This window comes from Pseudomonas sp. B14(2022) (assembly GCF_012030485.1).
Classification (GTDB): domain Bacteria; phylum Pseudomonadota; class Gammaproteobacteria; order Pseudomonadales; family Pseudomonadaceae; genus Aquipseudomonas.
The window spans coordinates 60,979-81,061 of record NZ_JAAUVM010000004.1 but is presented as its reverse complement, the minus strand read 5'-3'; the positions used below and the strand labels follow the sequence as shown (position 1 = coordinate 81,061).

Annotated in this window: 34 protein-coding genes and 1 pseudogene; 19 read left to right on the top strand and 16 right to left on the bottom strand. The window is 56.6% G+C overall.

Annotation, left to right across the window (positions count from 1 at the left end; genetic code table 11):
* The first annotated feature begins 69 nt into the window (after positions 1 to 69).
* From HCF10_RS08245 to HCF10_RS08235, 3 genes are all read left to right on the top strand, one after another.
* On the top strand, positions 70 to 249 hold the full coding sequence (locus HCF10_RS08245; RefSeq protein WP_167655244.1) for a type II toxin-antitoxin system HicA family toxin: 180 nt from the start codon (positions 70 to 72) through the stop codon (positions 247 to 249).
* A gap of 52 nt (positions 250 to 301) precedes the next feature.
* Entirely contained in the window at positions 302 to 1,036 is a 735-nt protein-coding gene (locus HCF10_RS31960) for a type II toxin-antitoxin system HicB family antitoxin (RefSeq protein ID WP_443200904.1), read from the top strand.
* A gap of 246 nt (positions 1,037 to 1,282) precedes the next feature.
* Positions 1,283 to 1,801, top strand: a complete 519-nt coding sequence (locus HCF10_RS08235) for a DUF6998 domain-containing protein (protein ID WP_167655243.1) — start codon at positions 1,283 to 1,285, stop codon at positions 1,799 to 1,801.
* Here the strand turns inward: HCF10_RS08235 and HCF10_RS08230 are convergent.
* The 13 genes and pseudogenes from HCF10_RS08230 to HCF10_RS08175 all read right to left on the bottom strand — a co-directional run bounded on the left by HCF10_RS08230 (position 1,798) and on the right by HCF10_RS08175 (position 8,733).
* Positions 1,798 to 2,010 carry a hypothetical protein gene (locus HCF10_RS08230; RefSeq protein ID WP_167655242.1) on the bottom strand — a complete coding sequence of 71 codons (213 nt, stop codon included), beginning with the start codon at positions 2,008 to 2,010 and terminating at the stop codon, positions 1,798 to 1,800. The two genes, HCF10_RS08235 and HCF10_RS08230, sit on opposite strands and share 4 nt — an antisense overlap.
* Positions 2,011 to 2,172: 162 nt before the next feature.
* Entirely contained in the window at positions 2,173 to 2,766 is a 594-nt protein-coding gene (locus HCF10_RS08225) for a hypothetical protein (protein WP_167655241.1), read from the bottom strand.
* Between the two features lie 6 nt (positions 2,767 to 2,772).
* On the bottom strand, positions 2,773 to 3,354 hold the full coding sequence (locus HCF10_RS08220; protein ID WP_167655240.1) for a hypothetical protein: 582 nt from the start codon (positions 3,352 to 3,354) through the stop codon (positions 2,773 to 2,775).
* Complete coding sequence (locus HCF10_RS08215; protein ID WP_167655239.1) at positions 3,351 to 3,986, bottom strand: recombination protein NinG; 636 nt, start codon at positions 3,984 to 3,986, stop codon at positions 3,351 to 3,353. The genes HCF10_RS08220 and HCF10_RS08215 overlap by 4 nt, the downstream gene beginning before the upstream one ends.
* On the bottom strand, positions 3,983 to 4,252 hold the full coding sequence (locus HCF10_RS08210; RefSeq protein WP_167655238.1) for a hypothetical protein: 270 nt from the start codon (positions 4,250 to 4,252) through the stop codon (positions 3,983 to 3,985). The genes HCF10_RS08215 and HCF10_RS08210 overlap by 4 nt, the downstream gene beginning before the upstream one ends.
* A complete protein-coding gene (locus tag HCF10_RS08205) occupies positions 4,249 to 4,719 on the bottom strand; it encodes a hypothetical protein (RefSeq protein WP_167655237.1) in 471 nt (156 codons plus the stop codon). Before HCF10_RS08205 ends, HCF10_RS08210 begins: the two co-directional genes overlap by 4 nt.
* On the bottom strand, positions 4,716 to 5,513 hold the full coding sequence (locus HCF10_RS08200) for a hypothetical protein (protein WP_167655236.1): 798 nt from the start codon (positions 5,511 to 5,513) through the stop codon (positions 4,716 to 4,718). Before HCF10_RS08200 ends, HCF10_RS08205 begins: the two co-directional genes overlap by 4 nt.
* Positions 5,500 to 6,426 carry a helix-turn-helix domain-containing protein gene (locus HCF10_RS08195; RefSeq protein ID WP_167655235.1) on the bottom strand — a complete coding sequence of 309 codons (927 nt, stop codon included), beginning with the start codon at positions 6,424 to 6,426 and terminating at the stop codon, positions 5,500 to 5,502. The genes HCF10_RS08200 and HCF10_RS08195 overlap by 14 nt, the downstream gene beginning before the upstream one ends.
* The gene (locus HCF10_RS31665) at positions 6,423 to 6,710 is read right to left on the bottom strand and encodes an HNH endonuclease (RefSeq protein ID WP_272954105.1); all 288 of its coding nucleotides are present in this window, start codon (positions 6,708 to 6,710) and stop codon (positions 6,423 to 6,425) included. Before HCF10_RS31665 ends, HCF10_RS08195 begins: the two co-directional genes overlap by 4 nt.
* 2 nt (positions 6,711 to 6,712) lie before the next feature.
* Positions 6,713 to 7,010 (bottom strand): annotated as a pseudogene (locus HCF10_RS31300) (phage replication protein); the annotation flags it as partial.
* Between the two features lies 1 nt (position 7,011).
* Positions 7,012 to 7,860 (bottom strand): BRO-N domain-containing protein, encoded by an 849-nt coding sequence (locus tag HCF10_RS08185; protein ID WP_167655233.1) that lies wholly within the window; start codon positions 7,858 to 7,860, stop codon positions 7,012 to 7,014.
* A gap of 155 nt (positions 7,861 to 8,015) precedes the next feature.
* Entirely contained in the window at positions 8,016 to 8,438 is a 423-nt protein-coding gene (locus HCF10_RS08180) for a phage regulatory CII family protein (protein ID WP_167655232.1), read from the bottom strand.
* Between the two features lie 82 nt (positions 8,439 to 8,520).
* Complete coding sequence (locus HCF10_RS08175; RefSeq protein ID WP_092489160.1) at positions 8,521 to 8,733, bottom strand: transcriptional regulator; 213 nt, start codon at positions 8,731 to 8,733, stop codon at positions 8,521 to 8,523.
* An 82-nt stretch (positions 8,734 to 8,815) separates the two neighbouring features.
* Between HCF10_RS08175 and HCF10_RS08170 the strand changes: the two genes are divergently transcribed.
* The 7 genes from HCF10_RS08170 to HCF10_RS08145 all read left to right on the top strand — a co-directional run bounded on the left by HCF10_RS08170 (position 8,816) and on the right by HCF10_RS08145 (position 13,019).
* Positions 8,816 to 9,484, top strand: a complete 669-nt coding sequence (locus HCF10_RS08170; RefSeq protein ID WP_167655388.1) for a LexA family protein — start codon at positions 8,816 to 8,818, stop codon at positions 9,482 to 9,484.
* Entirely contained in the window at positions 9,484 to 9,729 is a 246-nt protein-coding gene (locus tag HCF10_RS31295; RefSeq protein ID WP_237683076.1) for a hypothetical protein, read from the top strand. The genes HCF10_RS08170 and HCF10_RS31295 overlap by 1 nt, the downstream gene beginning before the upstream one ends.
* A 68-nt stretch (positions 9,730 to 9,797) precedes the next feature.
* Entirely contained in the window at positions 9,798 to 10,706 is a 909-nt protein-coding gene (locus tag HCF10_RS08165) for a DUF7946 domain-containing protein (RefSeq protein WP_167655231.1), read from the top strand.
* Positions 10,707 to 10,810: 104 nt separating this feature from the next.
* Positions 10,811 to 11,137 carry a DUF2388 domain-containing protein gene (locus HCF10_RS08160; RefSeq protein WP_167655230.1) on the top strand — a complete coding sequence of 109 codons (327 nt, stop codon included), beginning with the start codon at positions 10,811 to 10,813 and terminating at the stop codon, positions 11,135 to 11,137.
* A gap of 243 nt (positions 11,138 to 11,380) precedes the next feature.
* Positions 11,381 to 11,827, top strand: coding sequence for a hypothetical protein (locus HCF10_RS08155; protein WP_167655229.1), 447 nt, complete (start codon positions 11,381 to 11,383; stop codon positions 11,825 to 11,827).
* 181 nt (positions 11,828 to 12,008) lie between these two features.
* Entirely contained in the window at positions 12,009 to 12,260 is a 252-nt protein-coding gene (locus HCF10_RS08150; protein WP_167655228.1) for a DUF1654 domain-containing protein, read from the top strand.
* Between the two features lie 411 nt (positions 12,261 to 12,671).
* Positions 12,672 to 13,019, top strand: coding sequence for a hypothetical protein (locus HCF10_RS08145; RefSeq protein WP_167655227.1), 348 nt, complete (start codon positions 12,672 to 12,674; stop codon positions 13,017 to 13,019).
* Between the two features lie 79 nt (positions 13,020 to 13,098).
* On the opposite strand, the gene HCF10_RS08140 is transcribed toward HCF10_RS08145, so the two are convergent.
* Positions 13,099 to 13,614: a hypothetical protein gene (locus HCF10_RS08140; RefSeq protein ID WP_167655226.1), complete on the bottom strand. Its 516-nt coding sequence runs from the start codon at positions 13,612 to 13,614 to the stop codon at positions 13,099 to 13,101.
* A gap of 576 nt (positions 13,615 to 14,190) precedes the next feature.
* On the opposite strand from HCF10_RS08140, the gene HCF10_RS08135 reads away from it, so the two are divergent.
* The 9 genes from HCF10_RS08135 to HCF10_RS08095 all read left to right on the top strand — a co-directional run bounded on the left by HCF10_RS08135 (position 14,191) and on the right by HCF10_RS08095 (position 18,954).
* Positions 14,191 to 14,628 (top strand): hypothetical protein, encoded by a 438-nt coding sequence (locus HCF10_RS08135; protein WP_167655225.1) that lies wholly within the window; start codon positions 14,191 to 14,193, stop codon positions 14,626 to 14,628.
* Positions 14,625 to 14,816: a hypothetical protein gene (locus HCF10_RS08130; protein ID WP_167655224.1), complete on the top strand. Its 192-nt coding sequence runs from the start codon at positions 14,625 to 14,627 to the stop codon at positions 14,814 to 14,816. Before HCF10_RS08135 ends, HCF10_RS08130 begins: the two co-directional genes overlap by 4 nt.
* Positions 14,813 to 15,007, top strand: coding sequence for a hypothetical protein (locus tag HCF10_RS08125; protein WP_166405628.1), 195 nt, complete (start codon positions 14,813 to 14,815; stop codon positions 15,005 to 15,007). Before HCF10_RS08130 ends, HCF10_RS08125 begins: the two co-directional genes overlap by 4 nt.
* Entirely contained in the window at positions 15,004 to 15,243 is a 240-nt protein-coding gene (locus HCF10_RS08120; protein WP_167655223.1) for a hypothetical protein, read from the top strand. Before HCF10_RS08125 ends, HCF10_RS08120 begins: the two co-directional genes overlap by 4 nt.
* Before the next feature lie 171 nt (positions 15,244 to 15,414).
* Positions 15,415 to 16,221, top strand: a complete 807-nt coding sequence (gene bet, locus HCF10_RS08115; protein ID WP_167655387.1) for a phage recombination protein Bet — start codon at positions 15,415 to 15,417, stop codon at positions 16,219 to 16,221.
* A complete protein-coding gene (locus HCF10_RS08110) occupies positions 16,218 to 17,846 on the top strand; it encodes a YqaJ viral recombinase family protein (RefSeq protein ID WP_167655222.1) in 1,629 nt (542 codons plus the stop codon). The genes bet and HCF10_RS08110 overlap by 4 nt, the downstream gene beginning before the upstream one ends.
* Complete coding sequence (locus HCF10_RS08105; protein WP_167655221.1) at positions 17,843 to 18,085, top strand: hypothetical protein; 243 nt, start codon at positions 17,843 to 17,845, stop codon at positions 18,083 to 18,085. Before HCF10_RS08110 ends, HCF10_RS08105 begins: the two co-directional genes overlap by 4 nt.
* A complete protein-coding gene (locus HCF10_RS08100; RefSeq protein WP_167655220.1) occupies positions 18,082 to 18,552 on the top strand; it encodes a hypothetical protein in 471 nt (156 codons plus the stop codon). The genes HCF10_RS08105 and HCF10_RS08100 overlap by 4 nt, the downstream gene beginning before the upstream one ends.
* Before the next feature lie 69 nt (positions 18,553 to 18,621).
* Positions 18,622 to 18,954, top strand: coding sequence for a hypothetical protein (locus tag HCF10_RS08095; RefSeq protein ID WP_167655219.1), 333 nt, complete (start codon positions 18,622 to 18,624; stop codon positions 18,952 to 18,954).
* Here the strand turns inward: HCF10_RS08095 and HCF10_RS08090 are convergent.
* Together HCF10_RS08090 and HCF10_RS08085 are read right to left on the bottom strand one after the other, a co-directional pair.
* Positions 18,944 to 19,171: a hypothetical protein gene (locus HCF10_RS08090; RefSeq protein WP_167655218.1), complete on the bottom strand. Its 228-nt coding sequence runs from the start codon at positions 19,169 to 19,171 to the stop codon at positions 18,944 to 18,946. The genes HCF10_RS08095 and HCF10_RS08090 overlap by 11 nt on opposite strands.
* A gap of 180 nt (positions 19,172 to 19,351) precedes the next feature.
* Positions 19,352 to 19,984, bottom strand: coding sequence for a hypothetical protein (locus tag HCF10_RS08085; protein ID WP_167655217.1), 633 nt, complete (start codon positions 19,982 to 19,984; stop codon positions 19,352 to 19,354).
* Positions 19,985 to 20,083: the final 99 nt, after the last annotated feature.

The following is a 20,083-nucleotide window of genomic DNA, read 5'->3' as shown; positions in this document are numbered from 1 at the left end:
TACTACAAAATAGTTGTATCACCACAAAAACGTTGTATAGTTTACGCATCCAAACAACGAGGCGAGGTGATGAAGTTCAGCGAGTTCAGACGATGGTTGAAGGCCCAAGGGGTGATCTTCGAAGCTGGCAAAGGAAGCCACTTCAAAGTCACCGCCCCAAACGGCAACAGGACCACCTTCGCGGATCACGGCAGTAAGGAAATGCCAGAACCGACCCGCAAGGCGATCATTAAACAACTGGGGCTCTGAGAGCCCCTTCACCTACATCTGAATGCTGAGCGATCACCTCCAGGGAGTGACCATGTACGACTATGCAATTCGATTTGAGCAAGACACCGCACCAGGTCTAGCGGTGTTCTGCCGTGACCTGCCAGAGCTGAACAGCTATGGCGACGACAAAGAGCACGCTATACGTGAAGCTTTGGACGCGATTGAGACGACCCTGTCGATCTATGTCGATCAGCGCCGAGCGATTCCGCAGGCATCACCAGCGCAGCCAGGCGAACACGTTGTTCGTCTTCCCGCCGTGACCGTAGCCAAAATCGCTCTGTGGAACGAGATGATGGCCCGGGATATGCGCAAGGCCGACCTGTGCCGAATCCTGGGCCTGGCTCAAACTCAAGGGGATCGCTTGGTCGACTTCCTCCATACATCAAAGATGGAAGCCGTGGAGACTGCCTTGCGAGCCCTGAACGTGAAGCTACGAGTGATTCAAGAAGCCATCGCTGACCCGCTCGATATTTGGATCATTCTTCCAGAATCGCGAATCTCGTCCGGGTTTACGGTGCGACAGCTTGTCCAAGCATTTGGAGATGATCGGGAGTTGGTAGTCGGCAAGGACAACGCCAAACAAGATGAGATCAAAAAACACAGTCTCGACTTCATCCTTCGCGGCTTTGCGAACGCAGCTAGTCGCAACACTCGACAATCCACCGTTCCGGTCATTGATGCTCTCGTGGCAACCGGCGTATTCCGCCGCTCTCGCATGGTCGATCCAGAAACTGCGCGTGAGGTGGACAGCCTAGCTCTCATCTGAGCGAGCACCGCCCTGCCAAATTGAATCGGCCCCAGCAACACTCCCAGCTCATAGCGATGGGTGTGGTGGGGCCGAAAACGAAAAGGCCTCGATCAATGTCGAGGCGCTGAATAGGTGTGCGGGTTTTCCCACTATCCCGGTGTCGGCGCACAGGCGTTACCGAGGGCTGTAGGTGTAAGGTAGCGATACAGAGCGCTATTCAATGCAACCGTCGCTATTTGCTCTGAATTACAGGACTCTCGCACGATGGATCTCGCCAACCTCCAAACCAAAGATTTGCTAAGGCTTCAGTCGGAAGTAATAGCTGAGCTCAGAACTCGTGGAGTCCTGAGAACGATGAACAATCCCGTCGGTGACTATGCTGAATGGCTGGTTGCTTCAGCCCTAGGATTGATGCTCGCCAACAATTCAGCTGCCGGCCATGATGCAGTGTCTGATGACGGCAAAAAATTTCAGATAAAGGCGCGGCGTGCCACCCCTACTAACAAATCCAGACAGCTAGGCGTAATACGCAATTTGGATAAAGGCGATTTCGACGAACTGATCGCAGTTATTTTCAGCGAGTCATATGAGGTGGTAGAGGCTGTATCAATCCCACACGCAGTGATATCCGACTACAGCACGCACAGATCACATGTAAATGGTCACGTTTTGAACCTCCGCGGAAAACTTCTCGCTGACGGCCGAGTTCGGGATATTCGTGCCGAACTCAACCGAGAAATTTCCCAGCAGACTCACAAAGCGGGCGAGATATCGAAGTACTAGTCCTTCCCTTCTTCAAAATGCTCGGCACGGTCGGCGGTCACGTTAACGGTGTATTCACCGTATGGCGTGTACTTTCCGTAGATCGCGTCTTCTTCCGCCGGATTGGCAGACCAAACAGCACCGAAGTGCAGGCGGGTCAGCGATTCCGTAGAACCCTGAATAGGCCCTTTGGAGCGGAGAGTCATTTTGCAGCGAGTGATGTGAGTCATCGGTAGATCCTCGAACGTCGATTGAGCAGGAGGGTCTTTCCGGTCTTTCGCCTGCGAAATTTGAGACACAAAAAACCCCGCTCGAAAGCAGGGTTAGTGGAGGAAGTTGCCGTAGGCAAAATACTCAATATGGCAAAATGATGCCCTCAGCCGTGCGGGAAGTCAATCGTCCTCTTTGAAGAATTTTTTCGCTCGCTCTGAGCACTCCAGCAACTGAGATTCAATTCGAGGCATACCCCATTTTGCGCCTTGATAATTCAAGCTGTATTTTGCGCGAAGCGCCCGAGCGATCAACAATGCCTGATACCCAAAATACCCCACGAGGTCGGCATCAGCTTCCACTGCATCATCTGTGTCGAGGTAGGCTTCCCAGCGTGATCTAATTTCGTCATTTCCAAGTCGAATATCATTTTCTAACCAGGCGATTTGACATGCGATCGCTCGGTCTATCTTGGAAATACTAATCGGCTCGACGAGCAATACAGGCTTATTACACCCTGGGACATCCCCCTGCTGCAAAGAACCACGAGCCTGGCCCCAAGCATCGTGAAACGTCCAGTAATTGTTCGCGCACTCGACAGCTAGCGCGTCCATTTTCGATATCAGGTGAATAGCATCAATCTGAGCTTCAAATAGGAGCTGCGCTTTTTTTTGTCGACCTTCTTTCAGCCAGCCAATTCCAGAATTAATTAAGGCAGCGACAACGCCGCTACCGGCAGCAATTTTGATTACATCAGCTAATACTAATCCTTCCATTGACAGTCAAGCCGCCTCTTTCATTTGATAGATGACAGCCGCTACCGGGCTGAGTGCCATCCTATCAAGATCCTCGCAGCATTCGAAAACTCTTTGAATGCAGGGCTCCCAATCCCTAGCCCAGGCGCAAGATTCAAGGCGCACGCCGTAGAACTGCCACATCCATGCACGGAACTTCTCAGGATTGGCGAACGGGTCTTCATTGGCCGACTGGCCGCCCTGGTGCATGTATTGGTACCGGCGCATAACACCTTTGACCACGAACTCCATCTTCTCGCGCTTGGCCGCGGTCATCCGTGGCGACTTGCTCACCACAATACGAAACACGACATCTTCCGCCGCCTCTCGGATGTCGTCGTTCCGCTCGGCGGCGTACATGAAGTCACCGAATACGCGGATCTGCGGGTGCAGGCGAGCAATCGCCGACTGGATATGCCCAGCCAGGGCGCCGTGCGCCGCGTGGTTCGCCGTTGGCCCGCGCTCGGTGTTCTGCACCACCACGCCCAGCTGCACAACGTCAGAGGTCTGGCCGGGTGCCGGGTTGTACTTGCAGTCATGCCACGCCTGGCGCGCTGAGTTGATCTTCATGCTGCCTCCCCCTTCTTCAACTCTTTGGTCATTGCCCGATACTTGGCCTTGATGGCCTTGATCTCTTCCACCGTGTACTTGCATGGCGGGTGCAGGCCTTCCAGCCATGCCACCTTCTCGGCGCCGATGCGCAGCACCAGGCGGATGCGGTACTCCACTGCGTTGCCGGAAAGGTTGCGGTTGCACTTCACGCATTGCCGGTGGATGTTGAGCGGCTCGAAGCGCAGTTCCGGACAGGCACCGACGGATCGGTAGTGCCCGGCGTCCCACCGACTGCCGGTCATGAGGTCGTTGTCGTTCGGCGTGGAGTCGCAGCTGATGCAGGGCAGGTGCGCGTCACGGAGACGCACGTATTCATTCACCGCCGCCTGGGCTTCGCGCAGGTGATCCGCCCTGCTCTTCAGCTTCTCCTTGCGGACCTTGATCTCGCGGCGCCCTACTTCTGCCAAGGCCTTCCCGGCGATCGCTCGGCCTTTCTCCGACTGCCCATGAGCAATGGCGCACTCGATCTCCCCGCATACGGCCTGGGAGGCGCGGACGGGGACGAACATCACTCGGCACGCTGGGCAGCGCCGGCGGCGTGGACCGCCGGACGCGAGCGGGGTTTTGCGCTGTAGTGGGGTGCGCTTCATACAGCCTCCTTGGCTTTATGCAACTCTGGGGTAAAGTCGCCCCTCAATGGCATCAGGTCTGCTGCCCTGAAGAATCCGTAGCCGTCCTCATCATCACGTCCAACGACCCATCCTGCGTGCGGAGCGAACCACAAACAGCCATCCGGCTCGATCGCACCCTCCCCAGCAGGAATGAACACGACCAGCGACACAGTGGCCATAGCCGGAATCTGGTATTTCGAAACCAGCGTCAGCGCCAGGTCGCCCGGCTTGAAGTTATGGCTCATGCGGCCTCCTGGCTAAGCAGATCGGTGAACACAACACCTTGTCCAGTGAAGTAATTGGCGATGCGGTCGGTGTACTGGATGCCCTGGGCGCGGTTGAACAGGCTGGTCACCGGGAAACCGTCAGGGCCGAACAAATGGCATTCGCCCATCATGGCCAGCTTCGTTTCGTATGGCAGATGACGCATCACCCGGTACCACTCGGCCTGGAACCCAGCGTCCTCGTTCAGCAGAATCTGCACACCGAAGTGAAGCTTGCAGTACCGGCGGGCGTCGGCCGCGTCACCGATCTGTGTCATCTCGGCAATTCGCTTGTACATCCCAAACCACAGCCGGTTCTGGTCGAGGGTGCGGTCCTTGCCCGGGCGCAGGGAGACCACCACAAACTTCTTGTCCCGGTACATGGTGGTCAGGCATGTGATGGCCTCAGTGAGCTTGGCCTGGCAGTTGACGCTGATCTTGTCGGTCATTGAGCCGCCCTCTTCTCTTCCAATTCCTGGGCCTGCTTGATCAGCAATGCGCGGCGGTCGGCCAGCTCGTTGGCAGCCTCGATTCGCATTTCGTCTTTTTTCTCAGTGCTGGCGGCACGCATCTCCAGCATCGAAGACTTCACCAGTTCGAGCTTTTCGCGGAGAGCCGGCTCTGCCCGGGTGACGGCACCGGTGAGCAGACCTGCAATGGCACGACCATCCTCGGTGATCGGCTCAACGATAAGGTCTGCCAGGTACTTCTGGGCGTGTTCGTGGGGAATGCGCTTCAGCTCCATTGCCTTGGTCACAGCCTGCACACGACGGTTAGCGTCAAAGCCTACGGATACGTGCCAGTTGACCGGCTTCGCGTCCTCGCGGGACTGGCCCACGAACCGCTGGTAGGCGGCGATGAACGCCATGCGCGCACCGATTTTGTCGCCGCCATCCAGGATGGGTTTCGCAGCGGCCAGGGCCAACTGGATCTCGTCGGTCAGCACCACGGTTTCAAATTCGTCGTTGGTAGTCATGGCGATAGCCCAGGCTTCGTCCTTGCCTGGGCGTCCGTCGGAGGTTTGGACACGCTGCAGGATGTCAGCCATAGCCAGCTTGCCCTTCACTTCGAAGCGACACGCTTTCAACGCGGCTTTGACGACGGGTACCGGGTAGGCGCAGAGGTCTTCGGCCATCATCGCGGCGGTCCCCGGGTTCATTTCCTGGCCCATGGCCTCGGCCGTTGCGCAGATGGCAGCGGCCAGCCCGGCCACCTGCTGATCGTTCATTTCAGAGGTATTCATTGCGGTCACCTGCTAGGCGTTTGGCCAAAACCATCTGGGCGGCCTGCTCGGCTGCGGAGAGGTTTGCCTCGGTCCGTTCCATCTGGCGGGCGGTTGTGCCGTTGATGCGCTGTCCGGTCACCCACTGGGTGTGGTAGCTCTCGGCGTTGGCCAGCAGTTCGTTGAGGCTGTGGCACTTGCGCAGGACGGCGGCGTCGCTGGTTTTCAGGAAGTGGGCTGCCACGTGGTGGGCAACGTCGGCGCCCAGGCGGTCGACAAGTTGTCCGAGCTGACCGCCGACCTTGGCGTTCCACACCGGCCAGGCGCTGTAGCGCTTGCGGTAAGCCATGGCATAGTTCGCCCAGACCTTGAAGGTTTTGCAGGATTGGTCTTTGGGGCCAGGCATGTCGGCGGGAATCTCGACCTTGGGAGCATCGGTGCGGTCGACAACGAGTACCAAGCCGCGGGACTGAGCCGGCACAACCTCGGCGGGAGCCGGGGGTGCAATTGGTTCAATGACCGGTTCCATGACTGATTCAAGAGAGTTACTGATTCTGGGTGCAACTGCTGCACTACCCCCTAGTGCAGGAGATTCACTAGGGGGTGAACCTGCTGCACTACCCGGGTGAATCTTCTGCACTACCCCTGGTGCAGGAGGTGCACCACCATCGAGGGTCAAGAAGTAAACGTTCGACGAATTACCCTTCGGGCCACCCTTCCGGATCTCCTTGCGCAGCAGTCCAGCCTCACACAAAGCGGTGATGTGGTTCATGACAGAACGCTTGCTGATCTCGCACTGATCGGCGATGTGCTGATAGGACGGCCAGCACTCGCCTACGTCGCTGGCGTTGTCGGCCAACTTGATCAGCACCAACTTGCGGAGTGGATTGCCGACGCGAAGCTTCATTGCAGCAACCATAAGGCCCATGCTCATGCTGCACCCCCGGCGAACGCGCGAAAATCAATCGTCTTTACGCCTTTCCAGCTATTGCAGGACATGCAAAGGGTTTGAAGATTACCCAAAGAGGCTTCTCCGCCCTGGCTTTCAGGAATGACGTGATCAGCCCTCAAGCGCATCAGCACCGAGCAGCCGCAGCGCAGGCATGCGTGACCGTCGCGAGCGAACACTTGAGCACGCAGGCCAGACGGGATTGGTCTCTTGTTCGTCCTGCGTCGGGGCGGGAGGACCGGCGGTTGGTGAGCGGTGAAGTGGCCCATACGGTCCGGGTTCCACTCACAGCCTTTTTCGGTGAGCCGAAATGCTTCAGAGCGAAGCTCAATCAATCCGGCCTCTTCAAGGGCCTTCAACATACGGTAAGCGGTGTCCGGCTTATCAGTGAGCAGCGGCAGCTCCTCGGTGATCTTGGCCTTGCTCAACGCGAAGAAGATCCCGTCATCGGTCTTGATTGGCTTGGTCCAGCTCGGGCAGCCGTAGACGAAAGCGAACAGCAGGGCTTGCTGAGAATTCAGCCCCCACTCCAGCGCCTTCACCTGGTTAATCGTGACGGTGTATTGCATGTCAGGCCTTCCCGACCTTTGCGGCCAATTCAAGGAAGCGATCCACGTACCAGTGAGGCTGCGTCTCGCGGGGGCATTGAGGGCTGGTGAGGTTCTTGCCGTAGGCCATGCCCTTCTCGGTGATCGACCAGAACTCAACTGTTTCCTGCTTAGAGTTCTTGCGCTGCATGACCCTGAGGAGGCCGTGGGCCTCCAGTGCTAGGTTGAAGGCGCGGGCCGTGCTGGCGATTGCGTGTTCTTTGATAAGGGCCGTGATTGCCTTGGTTGGCATCGAAGACCCGCCAGCAGCGTCTGGAGCGGCGTCGACGGCGTAGCCTGGGAGGAATTTCGCATCCAGATCGTTGTTGGCGGCGATCTTGGCCAGCATCAGCATCTTGCTGGACGGTGCGGGCTTCAGCAGGCGGTCAAAGCACTCCAGAATGGCCAGTTCGCCGACGATCTTGGAGTTGTTCGGGCCTTGAGTGGAAAAGGTGCCGGTCTTGCGGATGCTCGGCAGTACCTGGCCCACCACCCACTCTTCGAACTTCTCGGCGGCCGGCAGCTTGGACTTCATCACCAGCCGGTACAGGTCCCGCTCTGGGATGATGGTCATGAAACCACCACCCTGTTTCGGGGTAGTGGTCGCAGCCTTGCAGTGACGGGCCACCGCGTTCTCCGGTTTGGAGTAGCCGAGGGCGTCAGCGACGTCGCGCGCGACAAACCACGGATCGCCAAGCTTGTCGGTTATGACCCGGATTGCTGCGCCGTCGAAGTCGAACGGAATCACTGAGGAATTGCGCGCCACGTTTTCGGATTGCGAAGAACGTGGCGCGAGATTGGTACTGCTATTGATATTTGGTGGGGGTTGCATATAATCGGCCTCACAAAGTGTTATCGAATTAGCCGACCTCGACCGTCGGCTTTTTTGTGCCTGGTTTTTTGTTCAGCTCTTCCTCTTAATAGTGGGAAGGGACTGCCCCAAACCTGGCGTGTCGGTAAAAGAAAAGATTCCGCATGCGAAATCTTTCAGGCGGCCTTAACCGACGCATCCATCACGTCGAGGCTCTGCCGTACGTGATGAATCTCCTGGCGGATCAGGCTCTTTTCAAAAGTGCTGACGTGGTTGTCGTCCAACGCTTCGTGCACCGCGATCGTCAGGTCTGCAACTTCCTTCCCTACGTTGATCAGCGATTTGGTGAGCGCTTGCGGCTCTGGTGCCGACTTCGATACCAGGTCAAAGCCGAACTCATTGGCCAGGGCCTGCAATGGGCGCATATCTCCGGTGTGCAGCAAAATCCCGAACAGATGCTCCACGGTAAGGTGGTGGGCCTCGTTGTCCGGGTTCGCGCGCTGGAGCAGGCCAACGTGTGGAACACCCATCTTTGCAGCCAGATTCTTGGGCTCGTTCCCCTTCACTGCTGCCTGGCATGCATCCAAAAAGTCTTCCATTCGTAAAACCTCAAATTTGTTTCCGTGGCGCCCTGCCGATGCAGAAGCGATCATTTGCTCAATGGATCGGCGGACATCGATGTCAGGCGGCGGATCGGGCGCGCTTCTGGGGCATGCACAGCTCACGCGCAGTGATCTTTCCACCGGTCAACTCTTCAGCCTTGAAAGCTTTTTCTGCACGCATCGGGTGAATCCCGGCGACCCAGTACGAAACTGCTGCTTGGGATACGTCGAGCGCTGAAGCGGTTTTGGTTTGCCCGCCGAAGAAGTCGACGAGCCTTTCGATAGGGGTCATATGAGAGCCCTCCTGATAAGCCTGCTTATATCCTAAGTAGAAGCAGGCTTATTTGCAAGCCAATAAGGGAACTTATAAATTCATGTGCATGAGCACACTTGCAGAACGACTAAAAGAAGCGCGGAAACACGCGAAGCTGACCCAGGCAAAACTGGCGACGGTTTCCGGTGTTGAGCAACCCCTGATCTCCCAGCTGGAGACAGGCAAGAACCTTCAAAGCGCACACCTTCCAAAATTTGCCCACATATGCGGCGTGAGTGCTATTTGGCTTTCGGACGATATTGGGCCCATGGTCATTGACTCAAAAAAGGAAGAGTCGAACGTATCGCTGGCTGCCCAGAATCCTCAGAGCTTCCGCTATCCAGTGATCAGCTGGGTTTCTGCCGGCTCATGGGCTGAGGTGGTCGAGCCGTACCCTGTTGGCATTTCCGACCGTTACGAGTTTTCCGAATACAACTCGAAGGGCCCTGCTTTCTGGCTGACGGTCAAAGGTGACTCGATGACCGCACCCGCCGGCCAGAGCATCACCGAGGGCACGCTGATCCTTGTGGACACAGAAGCTGAGGTAGCACCAGGTAAGCTGGTAGTGGCCAAGCTGCCAGACAGCAACGAAGCCACTTTCAAGAAGCTGGTAAGCGACGGCGGTCGACTGTTCCTAAAGCCGCTGAACCCGAGCTACCCAATCGAGGCTGTGGACGAGAACTGCCGGATCGTGGGCGTAGTTGTGCAGGCGCTGCAGAAGTTCTACTGATGCCATCCGCCCTTGGAAAGCCGTCGACCTCATGGCGAGAGCAGAGCTTCTGGAGCAAGGTTGGGGTCATTGCTTGTATCGCGTTGCTTATGATGCTCCCCGGCTATTCCGACGCAGTTGGTCTTAGCTGGGGCTCATCAGTCCGCAAGCGGGTCTTCAGCCCAGGCTTCGTTGTGCTCTGCGTTTTCGTGGCTGTGGTTGAGCTGATAGCGCTGAACCACTTCTATGGAGTGAGGGTGAGGTGAAGGCGGGACGAAACACGTGAATGAAATAACGCAATCGGAATAAGTCATTTCAAATTCAGGGATGTGCAATGGTCGGTTGGAATGAGATGACTGGTGTTACCGGTCACATGAACATGAAGTACGAGGGGCTAGACGCCAACCGCCATTTACTGGAAGCCGGGCAGTATGCGAAGTCGGTGGATGGAGCATCCAGGCTATATAGACTCATCAGCCATTACTGCATTTATGGCGAGGTTTTGGCATCACGCCAACAGTCCGACATAAGGTGCTTCTCAGCACCTCCCAAAGAAGGATCTTTTGAGCAAACACTGGTTATACTTACAGGTATCACACACCAGATGCCTGCTTTTGCGGATGTCTATAAAAAGGCATTCGACTGGTTAACCGCTCAGGTTCTGGCCTATGTCAAGAAAGCACTATCGGGAAACTCGGACGTGAAAGAGCTGGTAGAGGTCATAAGGGAGCAAGCTAAGCAGTCTTCAGACCTCAATCACGTGATGGCGAACGGGTTGATCAAGGCAAACGATAATGCCCATCTATCCTCTGAAAGGCTGACTGAGAAATTGCTCGCGACGCTCCCATTATTGGTTGAGGCAGCAAGGTCTCCCATGCGGAATGCCTTGGCACCAATTGGTAAGTCTTGCGATCAAATCACGCAATTTGCGGACTCCGATCATCCAGTTGAGATTACTGAGCCGGAGGCCCTAGCCATTCGATCAAATGGCGAAGTTTCTGTTGGCGATCCGGGCGACTATGTTATTTCTCGGATTTACGCCCTTAGCGTTGATACAGGGGTGTGCCGCGTCCAGATCGAAGGTTTTTCAGGATCTGTTCATGGCAAAATCACTGACGTCGCCTTGTCCTTTCCAAATAACGCATACACACAAGCTATGGGCAGTCACGCGAGCCTCAAGGTGCGTGCGCGTCCGGTCTTCAAGGACGGGGAGTTGCACAGGCTATTCATTACAGAAACTTGATTCCGAACAATCGGGGGCCCAGCCAAGCGCCGGGCTTCTTATTTCTGGCTAGTACCCTGCCCTGCTATGGTGGCGCCCTCTGAGCGCAATGGAAGCATCGAAGAATGGACTCATGGAAGACCCTGGCGATAGCCCTACTGGCATCGGTCAGCACGCAGGCCCTATCAGGTGATGGCGCAAACCCTATCGCTGCCGCAATATTTCTCACAATCTCCGCGCCAACCATTTTAATTGGAGCGACCACATCCCTCACGACCGAGCCGCCAAAGGTTTTCAAATCGGCGAAGACCGACGCTCTGGCGTTCATTGGGTCGGATGGAGAAATTCGCGGCGCACAGTTTGAGCAAGCCTCCAGATACTACCGCTCGACCAGCACACCGCCGCTGATGTCAGACACCCAACTAGCCCGGGCGATCGCAACTTCCCTCTGACAGCCACTTCGTAGCTGTACCCGCCGCCGGGCTTCCTTCTGCGTATAAATCCATGAACCAACATTGAGTGACTTTTCGCGACCTGGTTCTGCCCGCCCATCCTCTTGTACTCCTAGCCAATTTTCCTAAATAGATCACGCTTAACTCTTGTGGAGAAAGACTCCTGCGCACCCACGTTTAAAGGTTAATGAGGTCTTGCCGAAATACTTGATAGCATTCAGCCATAACCTCAAGGAGCATTAGATGGGTATCGTTCTGGCCATTTTAGTCGGCCTGTTTGGCCATAGATCACTAAAGTCTAAGCTTTTCGCTGGCGGGTACACCGTAAGCCAAGCATTTTGGGGCTTTGGCGTGATTGGTGGAATTATTGTGCTGGGTTTAGCAGGTTCATATGTGGCACATGTGCTAAGAGGTGATCAGAGCAGCGGTGCCGGCTGGACCTTGTCTGCCATTCGCGGCGTGGCCGTTCCGGTAGGCCTATACGCCTTCGTTACGTTTGTTGGGATTTGGCGATCCGCTACACGCTGCACAATCTGGGTAAAAGTGGTTGTGCGGTATTTTTCCGTATTTTTCCTCAGTACCGCAGCCGCTTGCGTGATGTGGGGCTGGTTCAACTTCCTCATAGCTGGCGGTGTTTACTGGTTAATGCAGCGCTGGCAACGGAATCGCGCAATCGGCGCGACGTCGTAGAAAGCAAGCTCAGACTGTTATGAATTTCTGATCGGAGCCCGCCAAGCGCGGGTTTTTTAACGACTGCCAGAAAGCTTCTCCAAAGAATATGCATTTATGCATGAAAATTCCTGCCGCCCTATTGCCAAGATATGCCAGCGCAAATACTGTGTATGCATACAGCATTCGCAAGGAGCGAGGCATGAACCAGGCACCCTACCCCACCGCAAAGCAACGCAATTCCTACGAGCTTGTAGGTCGCCGTCTACAGCGCATCATTGCCGCCCCAGGCGTGCAGAAGGTGCAAGCCGTCGTCGTCTCTAGGCGAGAGGACGAAAGCTCCGAGGCCTGGCACCAGGTCATCCAGGAGATCGGAGATACCGCCGGCATTCGCATCGAACGCTTGAACGGCGACACCGTAAGGATCGGCTGGCGAGAATACTGTGACGCGTGAATGAGCCCGCCGCTGAGCGGGTTTTTTATCGCCCACAGGAAAATATATAAGCATGCTTATTGACGAATAAAATAAGCTCACTTATATTCACTCCGTCGCAGCAACACACAGCCACTGCGAAGGGCCTCCGCCCGCCGCTCTTTGGTTTCACCCCTTGCCGGATCACCACCGGCCCAGATTCAAAGGCAGCGATGAACCGGCCTAAACGGCTCAGAGGGTTGGCAACTGACCCGGGTGTGCAGCGTAAAGCACCAAGAACAGTTATCCAGCGGGAGAACAAGCCGAAAGGCCCGCGGCTGGAAGAACATTTGATTCAAGCCGGTGACCGACGCCAGTAGCGGGTCACGGCGGAAAGCATCACTGAGCAGCCTTCTTGCGAGGGCTGCTTGGGATGACAACCGGAGAAACGTCATGGCTAAAGGGGTGGTGATCAAGTACGAGTGTGATGCGTGCAATGAGCTGCACGACGACGAGGATGGGGCGCGCGAGTGCTGTATGCCTGGCGTCATTGAAAGGTTCTTCTGCCCCATTTGTGAAGAGTCCCACGACGACGAGAGTGACGCCCAGAAATGCATTCTGAGCCACGCAGACATTGAGTCCGCAGACGATGAGCATTGCCCGAACTGCCTGCGTCCAGCAGAAACCGCTCAGTTCAGCATTGAGATAGCAGTTTCCGGACATTGCAGTACATGCAACCCGTTCTTTACGCCGGAGCAGAACCTGCAAATCAAGTACGCGCTTGAACCAAAACAGCTTTGAACAACCAGCGCCACGACAGCCTGTCGTTAACTGCCCGATCCTCTCTCATGAGCGCGCGTAGAGCTATCAACAAGCGTGTTCAGATGGTGCGCTTGCTTTCATGGACATCTCGAAGTGCGTGCCACGCCAAGTAGAAGCCCCCCGTGCGTCCGCAGAACAAGCCGACCGTAAACCCCGATGCGGCACCAGCAAGGACGAGCATTTCCACAGTGGCCGAGAATTCTGGATGTACGGCAGCTTGATAACCGATGAAGTATTTCACGGCAAAAAAGAGAAGCGAGATACCAAGAACTTTCCATGTCCCGGGAACGATCAGGTGTTTGCCCTCCTCGTCCAAAGTCAGTCCGCGTCGAGGAAATATTGCAAATGCGGCTAGGCCACCTAAAAGCATTCCCGTGAACCAACTGCCCACGGTCAATTCAACGCGGTCCGCGTAGCTGAGAGAAAGGAGTGACCAGACCACAAAAACAACCGGTGTGATGATCAGCGACTGCTGACTTTCACGACTGGTTTTCCTGGCACTAAAACCGTAGTAGCAGACCAAGAGAAATGCGCCGTAAACCCAGAGTGGCGTGCCTTCCAGAGCATCGAGCATTGTTCAGCTTCCTTGCAAAAGTCTGTGGCCGGATGCTGGCACAGCCTTGTAACTGTTGCCACTTATTTCAAACAAGATGAGCTCCCTCAAGAGGCTGCATCGGAATGTCGGCGGGTCATGAAAAAAGCTGAGCTGGATTGGCGAGCAATGCGATACACCCGGACGCAGCCAATCGTCACAGTCAGGACCGACATTCCAATGCAGCTTCGATAGGTGGCCACTGCCTTCCCAGTGAGCGAGCGACGGGAGATACGGCCATGAAGTAGATCAACGATTCACCCGCGCGGCGTAGCAAGCCTGAAGGCTTCGCCCAGCACCCTAACAGGCAGCGGAAAGCAGGGTCGTCGATGTCACCGCGCATCAGCCGAAAGGTAGGCCCACCCCAAATGAAGAAGAACACCGCATGTGAGTCCGAGGGCATAGCTGGCCAGACTCGACACATCCCGGGCAGTGCCGGGCGCCTGCACCCTTCCCCACCTCTATTACGTCAGTACTCACCCCGCGCCCATCGGCAACCAGCGGGAGGCATGAGTGTTGACGAATACAGGTGAACAACCCGCCACTTTGGAGGCGACCATGAACGCAGCATTGAAGATGTGCCAGGAGCGTTACGACGCTCAGTTGCCTCCAGAGGTCAGCGAGGGCGACGAGGTGACCGGGTGGCTTGAGCATTCGGCGGAGCGCCTGGTGTGCGGTATGGACATCAAGTGGAAGCGCCGCCACGGCCAGCCGCAGGTGGTGACCTTCGACCGGTACTGCACCTACCTGCAAGGCATCTTGAATCAGCGCCAGATCGACGGCTTGGATCAGCGTGATTCGCTCGCCCGATTGTTCCTGTCGTCGATCCTGAGCAGTCAGGCAGATTCGCGCGGCCACGCTGCTGACTTGATCGGGCAACCCCGCCCTATCGAGGCCGCCGAGAGGATCGCCATGGACCTACTCCGGCCCTACGCCGCCGACGCAGTAGCAGCAGAGCGGGAAGAGGCGGTAGACGACGTGGATGCAGGCCTATGAGCCCGCACGTCGCGATAACCACCGCCCTGCTCGAGCTTGAGCATCCGGATACGACAGACCTGGCCGAGTCGCTGACTGAGGGCCTGATTGTCCGCAACTTCAATACCGGCGCCATCACCGCCGAAGAGTTCCACCACTACAGCGCCTGGCTGCTGAAGACCAGCCGGCAGCGCAAGGAGGCAGCATGACCACCGCACCGGTTAAATCATTGATCGACGAGCAGCTCGACGACATCGAGCGCCGCATTGCCATCCTGGGCTTCGGCCTTCCCTTCAACGAGCTCATTGGCCGCAAGCGTGAAGACCTGGTGCGGGATCTGCCACAACGCCTGGCGCCAACCATGAAGGGTGGGCGGATTGCGGTGAGGGTTCGGCGGTGAGCGATCTCCTTAACATGGAGCTGATCAACTCGCTGCCTCAGCCATTGTGGGTAAGCGAAAACGGGAAGGACTGGTGGTGGCCAGTTTGCGACATCGAAGTTCAGACCGGCTTGGTTCGAATCGACGTGTGCGGCAAGTTGCAGATAACCCACCTATCCGATTGGCGGCATCTACGTGACGACGCCCAGGTCATCCATGACCCGGACACCTTCTACCTGGAAGACGAATCGCCATGACCACCTATCAGCGGCACCGGCGCCGCGCCATCCGCGTTCTGTCGGCCATCGTCGGCCTGACCTTCCTCACCATCGTTTTCTTAGGCCCTGCCATCGGCGGCCTGATAACCCAATAACCAACATCTTCAATCGCTGCGAGCATCGCGGCAAGGATTCCCCATGTCCGCAGTAATGAAGCAGGAAGACAACGCGCCAGCAATGTCGGAGGCCGCGCTCGTTGAAGTGCTGAGCAGCAGCCTCTACCCCGGCGCAGAAAAGAACTCGGTTGTAATGGTCCTGGCCTACTGCCAGGCCGCGCACCTGGACCCGATGTTGAAGCCGGTGCACATCGTTCCGATTTGGAACTCAAAGACGAAAAAGATGCAGGACACAGTGATGCCAGGCATCGGCCTGTACCGCATTCAGGCAGCGCGCACCGGCCAATACGCCGGAATCAGCGAGCCGGAATATGGCCCTCCAGTAACAGCAAAGCTGAGCGGCGTAGAAGTCACTTATCCCGAATGGTGTCGTGTGACGGTCAAACGGCAGATGAGCAACGGCCTGGTTGCCGAGTACACGGCCAACGAGCGCTGGATTGAAAACTACGCAACAGCCAGCAAGGACACTGCGGCGCCCAACGCCATGTGGAAGCGTCGAGCATTTGCCCAGCTCGCCAAATGCGCCGAGGCACAGGCCCTGCGCAAAGCATTCCCTGAAGTTGGATCGGCGCCAACGGCCGACGAGATGGAGGGCAAGGCATTCGAGGAGCCGGTGCGCGATGTCAGCCCACGACAGCAAGCCCAGCCTGAACCGGAAGCGCTGCCCGCCTACTCCGACGACCTGCTGACCGAGAACATCGTGAAGTGGCAGCCATTGATCGACTCGAACCGCACCAGCCCTGAACACCTCATTGCGACCATCAGCAGCAAGTACACGCTGAGCCCGGCGCAGATTGAAAAAATCACCAACCTCAAAGCCCTCGATGGAGATTCAGCATGAAAATTCACAACGTAGCTCAAGGCTCCGCCGAGTGGCTTGCCCTTCGCGCTCAGTACCGCACCGCTTCAGAAGCCCCGGCGATGATGGGCGCGTCGAAGTACCAATCCCGCACCGACTTGCTGATGGCCAAGAAGACCGGTATCACACCGGACGTCACGCCCTCGCAGCAGTTCATCTTCGACAAAGGCCACGCGACCGAAGCCATGGCCCGGCCGTTGGCCGAAGCACTGATCGGCGAAGAGCTTTATCCGATCGTCGCCACGGAGGGCAACCTGCTCGCCTCCATGGACGGCGCTACGGTGCTCGGCGAGACCCTGTTCGAGCACAAGCTGTGGAATGAGTCGGTCGTGGCCCAGGTGAAAGCCGGCGACCTTGCTCCGCATTACTACTGGCAGCTTGAACAGCAACTGCTGGTGAGCGGCGCTGAGCGGGTCATCTTTGTTTGCTCAGACGGCACGCCGGAGAACTTCGTGCACATGGAGTACCGGCCCGTCGCCGGGCGCGCGGCCCAGTTGATCGAAGGCTGGAAACAGTTCGAGGCAGACTTGGCCAACTTCGAGATGGCCGACGCGCCTTCAATCGTCGTCGGCAAGGCACCTGACGAGCTGCCAGCCCTGCGCATCGAGCTGACCGGCATGGTCACCGCCAGCAACCTGAAGGTGTTCGAAGACTCGGCGCTGGCTGTCATCGACTCGGTGAAAACCACACTCTCCACCGATCAGGACTTCGCCGACGCCAAGAAAGCGGTCAAGTGGTGTGGCGATGTCGAGGAAGCTGTCGCTGTCGCCAAGAAACAGGCCCTGTCGCAGACCCAAAGCATCGACGAGCTGTTTTCGTCGCTGGATCGCATCAGCGCCCATGCTCGCGAGACTCGCCTGAAGGTCGACAAGCTGGTGAAGGCTCAAGAGCTGCTGGTGAAGACCAACATCAAGCAAAAAGCCGAGCTCGCCCTGGCGGATCACATCGCCGCAATCAACAAGACCCTTGGCAAAGTCACGCTGCCTCATGTCGTTTCGGACTTCGCCGGCGCCATGAAGAGCAAGCGCACTATCGCCAGCCTTCAGGATGCAGTTGATACCGAGCTGGCCCGGGCGAAGATCGACGCTAGCCAAGCAGCCGATAGCATTCGTTTGAACCTGACCAGTTTGGCTGAGCTCGCCGTTGATCACGCCTTCTTGTTCAGCGATGTGCAGCAACTGGTTACCAAGGCCAATGACGACCTGGTGACGCTGATCAAATTCCGAATCTCCGAACACCAGAAGGTGGAGCGAGAAAAGACCGAAGCGAAGCGTATCGCCGAAGAGCAGGAAGCGGAACGCTTGGCAGCCATCAAGCCGGAGCCGGTCGTAGAGAAAGCGGCGACACCAGAGCCAGTCCGCGCCGCTCTGACCCAGACGACGGCCCCCGTGGCCCAGGCCGCAAAGCCAGTATCGAGCCAAGCGGTGGAGCAGGTAACGCTGCAGGCCAACGTGACGGACTTCGAGGCCCTGGTGAAAGCCGTGGCATATGGTCAAGCGCCAATCAGAGTCCTTTCGGTCAATTGGGAAGCGCTCGACGCGATGGTCGCAGCGCAGGGATCAACATTCAGCATGGCCGGGGTGACGCTGGCCAAGGCGGCAGCATGATCAGCAACCTCAAATCAGGCATCGAGTTCCGGCGCGAAAACGCGCTGGAGCTTTCCAGTCAGGTACAACGGCACCTTGCCGCTGGCGGAAAACTCACCATCGGCGATAGTCCGCCAATCAACCCGCTGCCACCGCCCCGCTCCACCAAGATCGATCCCGAAACCATCCTCAAGCGCCGCAAGCCGCCCATCACAGCGGCAGAACGTAAGGCGCTGCGCAAACTCGCGGAGGCATTATGAGCAAGCGCAAGGCGCATAACCTGCAGGCGCGCATTGCCCGGTCGTGCCGCTCCCTGCTGGCATCCAATCACGTCGCCGTGGTCAACATAGATCCCAGCGGCCGCCAGGGCATGATCAATTACAAGGCGCTGAAGAACATCGCACCAGGGAAGATCGGCCAGGCCGTCTGCGGCATCCCCCACCGGTGGACGATCTACCTCAGCGCCCTCTGCATCGACACCCGCGGCGACCGGTACAGCAAGTCGGTGGAGGTGGCGCCCGATGGGGTCTACCTCTCCGACCACCTGGAAGACGTAATCGAGCATTGCTACAAGAAACTGCGCGACGAGGCCAACCAAAGCCAGATGGTGGCCTCGGGCTGGATCGCGATACCTGAAGCGATATCTCTGGACGAGGAACATGCCGCGCGGATCTTCGAAGCGGTCGGCGCCTGGCGACAGATAAAGGTCGACTCATGCGCCGCATAGCCCGCACCCAGCAACGCAAACGACAAACCTGGCTCGCACTGCCGGCCAGCGGAATCGAAGAGGTAGTCCATGGCGAAAACACTGCAGGAACGCTCGGCCAAAACCGCCAGGAAGCGCGTGGCGAATGCCGAAGAGGAATTGAGGCTCAGGGTTCGCCCGGGCACCCGCAAAGCCCTGGCCGACCTGATGGAGTGGTCAGGCATTACTGAGCAGGGCGAGGCGATGACTCTGATGATTCATCACCTGCATGCCATGGGTTCCGCAAAGTGTCAGCCGCTACTGAATCCCCCGCACCACGAAATCGAAATATCCGAAAACGTGGCGCGAGATTTTCGAAACAAAAGCCTACTCGCCATCCAGAAAGACCCTGGCGACGAAATTATCGAGCCGCTCAGTCCCTGAGCGTCACATGCCCAGATCCCGCTCTGGCAATGTCGATCAGTTGGTTTTGCAGCAGAAAGCCAAGGTCGTTAAGCGTGAGATGACTACCTCCTCGCTTCGCGCACTTAGCCAAATCAACCAGTTGATGCGCGAGCTTTCCTTTTGCTGACAGCTCAAGGCTAGCACCTGCCGATAGAAGCTCTTCAAGTTCGTGCTGCATTTTTACGGCGATACCCATTTTCAACTCCTTTTGGTCCGGCTCCATGCCGGTCACCCGTAATACCCCAACCCAAACCAAATTGCCATCATGCAAGGCTTTCTAGATTGACCATTTTAACAAAAATGAGTAATCATAAACTGTAAGTCATTACTAGCAGGGAGGTGGGGGGGAAATTTGAACGCAACACAAGAAGGAGCATCAAAGAGCCTTCATTTCTTTAACTTTTACCCACTCGTCTCGCAGTATCCTCTGAGTTATGTCAACAACAGCTTGGCCCCTATCAACTATTTTTGTGTATGAGCATGCCGCCTGTATGTACTCATTCATCGCGTGTATTAGTTTTTCGGACTCTTCGCCATTTGGGCTTATCAATAACTCGATCTGAGAGAAGTGCAATCTAGCCTTTGACAACTTATCGGTGAATTCAGCGTAGCGAATATCATAAAGCGCAGTAGATGCCTTAAATTCCTCGCGGGTATCTCCTTTAACCCAACTGACATCGACAATGTATTGGGAAACTGCGTAAACACTGTTTCCCAATGAGAGCAAATTGGAAACGTGCTCCCGAAAAATTGCAATCCAGTCTAGACGACTTTTTGCCAAAAACTCAGACTTACTCTGCTCACGAAGAAATTTAGCATTATCTTCAGCCATCTTTTCCTGGCTGATTATGGTCTTTTTGAAAGAGTACGCGTTGTATGCAGAGCCCGCCACAACGGCGACCACAGCCGTCAAAGACCCCAAAAGCGCAACCCAGTCGGTTCCGGTCTCCACAATTGCGTGAAGTTCGGGAACACGATTCAAAGTCACCATCAGGTTATCAATTCCCATATCACTCTCCTTGCAAATGGGAGCGGAATAAAACACAAGCGAATCCAAATTGCCACTATTTCGCCGCCAACATGTAGGGACGGCGCCCGTATTGGAGAA

What these genes read in the sequence shown, in the direction of transcription:
- HCF10_RS08220 (WP_167655240.1), bottom strand. Translation starts at nt 3,354, where the DNA reads ATGAAGATCAACTCAGCGCGCCAGGCGTGGCATGACTGCAAGTACAAC.
- HCF10_RS08180 (WP_167655232.1), bottom strand. Translation starts at nt 8,438, where the DNA reads ATGGAAGACTTTTTGGATGCATGCCAGGCAGCAGTGAAGGGGAACGAG.
- HCF10_RS08130 (WP_167655224.1), top strand. Translation starts at nt 14,625, where the DNA reads ATGAGCCCGCACGTCGCGATAACCACCGCCCTGCTCGAGCTTGAGCAT.
- HCF10_RS08085 (WP_167655217.1), bottom strand. Translation starts at nt 19,984, where the DNA reads ATGGGAATTGATAACCTGATGGTGACTTTGAATCGTGTTCCCGAACTT.
- HCF10_RS08210 (WP_167655238.1), bottom strand. Translation starts at nt 4,252, where the DNA reads ATGAGCCATAACTTCAAGCCGGGCGACCTGGCGCTGACGCTGGTTTCG.
- HCF10_RS08225 (WP_167655241.1), bottom strand. Translation starts at nt 2,766, where the DNA reads ATGGAAGGATTAGTATTAGCTGATGTAATCAAAATTGCTGCCGGTAGC.
- HCF10_RS08245 (WP_167655244.1), top strand. Translation starts at nt 70, where the DNA reads ATGAAGTTCAGCGAGTTCAGACGATGGTTGAAGGCCCAAGGGGTGATC.
- HCF10_RS08110 (WP_167655222.1), top strand. Translation starts at nt 16,218, where the DNA reads ATGAAAATTCACAACGTAGCTCAAGGCTCCGCCGAGTGGCTTGCCCTT.
- bet (WP_167655387.1), top strand. Translation starts at nt 15,415, where the DNA reads ATGAAGCAGGAAGACAACGCGCCAGCAATGTCGGAGGCCGCGCTCGTT.
- HCF10_RS08155 (WP_167655229.1), top strand. Translation starts at nt 11,381, where the DNA reads ATGGGTATCGTTCTGGCCATTTTAGTCGGCCTGTTTGGCCATAGATCA.
- HCF10_RS31295 (WP_237683076.1), top strand. Translation starts at nt 9,484, where the DNA reads ATGCCATCCGCCCTTGGAAAGCCGTCGACCTCATGGCGAGAGCAGAGC.
- HCF10_RS08185 (WP_167655233.1), bottom strand. Translation starts at nt 7,860, where the DNA reads ATGCAACCCCCACCAAATATCAATAGCAGTACCAATCTCGCGCCACGT.
- HCF10_RS08095 (WP_167655219.1), top strand. Translation starts at nt 18,622, where the DNA reads ATGGCGAAAACACTGCAGGAACGCTCGGCCAAAACCGCCAGGAAGCGC.
- HCF10_RS08150 (WP_167655228.1), top strand. Translation starts at nt 12,009, where the DNA reads ATGAACCAGGCACCCTACCCCACCGCAAAGCAACGCAATTCCTACGAG.
- HCF10_RS31960 (WP_443200904.1), top strand. Translation starts at nt 302, where the DNA reads ATGTACGACTATGCAATTCGATTTGAGCAAGACACCGCACCAGGTCTA.
- HCF10_RS08140 (WP_167655226.1), bottom strand. Translation starts at nt 13,614, where the DNA reads ATGCTCGATGCTCTGGAAGGCACGCCACTCTGGGTTTACGGCGCATTT.
- HCF10_RS08195 (WP_167655235.1), bottom strand. Translation starts at nt 6,426, where the DNA reads ATGAGCATGGGCCTTATGGTTGCTGCAATGAAGCTTCGCGTCGGCAAT.
- HCF10_RS08135 (WP_167655225.1), top strand. Translation starts at nt 14,191, where the DNA reads ATGAACGCAGCATTGAAGATGTGCCAGGAGCGTTACGACGCTCAGTTG.
- HCF10_RS08215 (WP_167655239.1), bottom strand. Translation starts at nt 3,986, where the DNA reads ATGAAGCGCACCCCACTACAGCGCAAAACCCCGCTCGCGTCCGGCGGT.
- HCF10_RS08235 (WP_167655243.1), top strand. Translation starts at nt 1,283, where the DNA reads ATGGATCTCGCCAACCTCCAAACCAAAGATTTGCTAAGGCTTCAGTCG.
- HCF10_RS08145 (WP_167655227.1), top strand. Translation starts at nt 12,672, where the DNA reads ATGGCTAAAGGGGTGGTGATCAAGTACGAGTGTGATGCGTGCAATGAG.
- HCF10_RS08200 (WP_167655236.1), bottom strand. Translation starts at nt 5,513, where the DNA reads ATGAATACCTCTGAAATGAACGATCAGCAGGTGGCCGGGCTGGCCGCT.
- HCF10_RS08160 (WP_167655230.1), top strand. Translation starts at nt 10,811, where the DNA reads ATGGACTCATGGAAGACCCTGGCGATAGCCCTACTGGCATCGGTCAGC.
- HCF10_RS08205 (WP_167655237.1), bottom strand. Translation starts at nt 4,719, where the DNA reads ATGACCGACAAGATCAGCGTCAACTGCCAGGCCAAGCTCACTGAGGCC.
- HCF10_RS08125 (WP_166405628.1), top strand. Translation starts at nt 14,813, where the DNA reads ATGACCACCGCACCGGTTAAATCATTGATCGACGAGCAGCTCGACGAC.
- HCF10_RS08230 (WP_167655242.1), bottom strand. Translation starts at nt 2,010, where the DNA reads ATGACTCACATCACTCGCTGCAAAATGACTCTCCGCTCCAAAGGGCCT.
- HCF10_RS08175 (WP_092489160.1), bottom strand. Translation starts at nt 8,733, where the DNA reads ATGACCCCTATCGAAAGGCTCGTCGACTTCTTCGGCGGGCAAACCAAA.
- HCF10_RS08170 (WP_167655388.1), top strand. Translation starts at nt 8,816, where the DNA reads ATGTGCATGAGCACACTTGCAGAACGACTAAAAGAAGCGCGGAAACAC.
- HCF10_RS08105 (WP_167655221.1), top strand. Translation starts at nt 17,843, where the DNA reads ATGATCAGCAACCTCAAATCAGGCATCGAGTTCCGGCGCGAAAACGCG.
- HCF10_RS08165 (WP_167655231.1), top strand. Translation starts at nt 9,798, where the DNA reads ATGGTCGGTTGGAATGAGATGACTGGTGTTACCGGTCACATGAACATG.
- HCF10_RS31665 (WP_272954105.1), bottom strand. Translation starts at nt 6,710, where the DNA reads ATGGGCCACTTCACCGCTCACCAACCGCCGGTCCTCCCGCCCCGACGC.
- HCF10_RS08090 (WP_167655218.1), bottom strand. Translation starts at nt 19,171, where the DNA reads ATGGGTATCGCCGTAAAAATGCAGCACGAACTTGAAGAGCTTCTATCG.
- HCF10_RS08100 (WP_167655220.1), top strand. Translation starts at nt 18,082, where the DNA reads ATGAGCAAGCGCAAGGCGCATAACCTGCAGGCGCGCATTGCCCGGTCG.